Origin of the sequence: Geomonas sp. (assembly GCF_035254065.1) — a bacterium.
Classification (GTDB): domain Bacteria; phylum Desulfobacterota; class Desulfuromonadia; order Geobacterales; family Geobacteraceae; genus Geomonas.
Map to the genome: position 1 here is coordinate 1 of NZ_DATFBA010000002.1, position 2,411 is coordinate 2,411.

Sequence of the window (2,411 nt, forward strand, 5' to 3'; positions counted from 1 at the left end):
ACCCCGATGATGGGGGACGCGCTGCTCGATCCCCACCTGCTGGAGCGCCTGCGCCTGCTGGCCGCTCATCCCGAGATCCGGCAGATCACCATGACCACCAACGCCATCGCCCTGGAGGAGTACTCCGACGACGAGGTCCGCCTGCTGCTCAAAACGCTCTTCTGTCTGCAGGTGAGCATCGGCGGCTTGGATGCGGAGACCTACCGGCGGATGTACGGCGTCGACCGTTTCGCGCAGGTCATGAAGTCACTGGAGCGGCTGGAGCGGCTGCGGGGGGAACTGCCCCAGGGCGCGCAGCTCACCTTCGCCTTCCGCACCAACGACAGCAAGTTCGAAGCCCGCTTCAAGAACGAGCTGGCAGGCTTCCGCAGCCGGGGGATCTTCGTCAGCCACATGAGCATCTTCGCCAATTACGCCGGGGGGGTGAGCGAGGTGAACCATGGCGAGCTCTCCTTTGCCAGGAACCAGAGCCGGAAGAAGACCACCTGCATCTCCCCCCGCCTGAGTGTGGCCGTCTGCTGGGACGGGCGCATCACGGCCTGCGGCTGTGCCGACTTCGAAGGGGACAAGCTCCCCCTGGGGCGGGCCGACCGGGACGACCTGGCCGCGGTCTGGAGTGGCGAGAAGCGGAAGGCAATCCTCCGCTCTTTCGAAAAGGGAAAGGTCTATCCCATCTGTCGCAACTGCTCCGCCTACACGCCGGACACCTTCTTCGCCGAGCACTGCTTCGACGGCATCGAACCTCCAAAACCCCTGCCGGTTGATTTTTTTCACAACATGATGACCTAAGCATTCCGGAGAAGGCATGAAGGTTCTCTTCCTCTACACCATCGACGACATCACCCCCGGACCACGGCCGTTGAAGACCTGGTCCAGCATGCAGATCGGCATCTCCTACATCTCGTCCTACCTGAAATCCCAGGGGCATCAGACCGAGTTGCTGGTGGTGGGGAGCAACTACTACGACGACGCCGTAAAGAAGCTCGAGGAGGCGGTCGCCCGCTTCTCCCCGCAGCTCGTCTTATTCACCTGTGTCCATTCGCAGTACCGGTTCGTGTCGCGGCTGGCCGGCCTCATCAAGTCGCGCTGGCCGTCGCTCTACCTGGTGGTTGGGGGCGCGCATCCCACCCTGCGGCCCGAGGAGGTCATCACCGGGGCCTTCGACGCGGTCTGTGTCGGGGAGGGGGAGCGTCCGATGGCGGAACTCTGCAGCCAGCTCGCCTCCGGGGAGGCCCCGCACGGCATCGCCAATCTCTGGATCAAGACCGCCGAGGGGGGCGTGGAGGCAAATCCCACCAGGGAATTCATGCAGGAGCTCGACCTGCTGCCCTACCCCGACCGGGAGATGTGGCAGCCCTGGATCGTGGAGCAGGAGGATGACGAATTCACCGTGCTGGGCGGGCGCGGCTGCCCGTATGACTGCACCTACTGCTCCAACCATGCGCTGCGCAAAGTCGCCAAGGGGAGGTACGTCAGGACGCGCTCGGCGGCGGAGATCCGCAAGGAGGTGGCCTTCCTGCGGGAGACCTACCGGTGCCGGAAGGTCTGCTTCGAGGTGGAGACCATCGCCTGCAACAAGAAGTGGGCGATCGAGCTCTGCCGGGAGCTGACCGAGCTGAACGCCACGCTGCCGGAGCCGCTTTCCTTCGGCGCCCATTTCCGGATCGCCCCGGAATCGGTGGACGAGCGCCTGTTCGCCGCGTTGCAAGGGGCCAATTTCAAGATGATGAACATCGGTCTGGAATCGGGGAGCGAACGGATCCGGCGCGAGGTGCTGAAGCGGAGCTACTCCAACGAGGATTTCCTCAAGGTGGTGGCCCTTGCCCGCCGGCACGGGCTGCAGGTCTTCGTTTTCAACATGATCGGGCTGCCGGGGGAAACGCCGGCCGATCACCAGGAGACGCTGCGCTTGAACCGCGCCTGCCAGCCGGACGGCCATCATACCGGCATCTTCTACCCCTATCCCGGCACCGAGCTCTACGACAGGTGCGTCCGGGAAGGTCTGGTCACCGAGGTTCCCGAGACCCGCATCGAGCGCCGGGAGCCGATCATCGAGCTGCCGACCTTCAGCAAGGCCCAGATCAAGCGCGCCTACGTCTGGTTCAACTTCCGCGTCTACCGGGGGCACCAGCCGCTCTTGCCGTTGCTGGTCAGGACCGCGATCACCTGGATGGAGTCCTCCCGGCTGACCAATCTGCTCCTGCAGTCCGTCGTCCGGTCGCCGCTGGTGGGCCTTGTGCGGCTGCTGACGGGGAGGAAAAAGAGCGGCGAGCCGACGCCGTAGCTGGACTGCTACTACTCAAGGCGCCATACCGTGAACTGGTCGATCAGGCTATTGCTCCAGACCCACGGCCAGTATCCGGAGGCGCTGGAGTAAAAGCCGACCTTCAGTCTCTTGTTCATCAGTCGCC

2 protein-coding genes are annotated in these 2,411 nt (G+C 64.2%); both read left to right on the plus strand.

Annotated elements, in window-relative coordinates; genetic code table 11:
- The coding region (locus tag VJ604_RS00090) for an SPASM domain-containing protein (RefSeq protein WP_324079346.1) at nt 1-789 on the plus strand (789 nt) is incomplete at its 5' end.
- 16 nt (nt 790-805) lie between these two features.
- A complete protein-coding gene (locus VJ604_RS00095; RefSeq protein ID WP_324079347.1) occupies nt 806-2,284 on the plus strand; it encodes a B12-binding domain-containing radical SAM protein in 1,479 nt (492 codons plus the stop codon).
- Nucleotides 2,285-2,411 lie beyond the last annotated feature (127 nt).

Excerpts from the sequence above, each read along its gene's own strand:
- VJ604_RS00095 (WP_324079347.1), top strand. The coding sequence starts at position 806 with ATGAAGGTTCTCTTCCTCTACACCATCGACGACATCACCCCCGGACCA.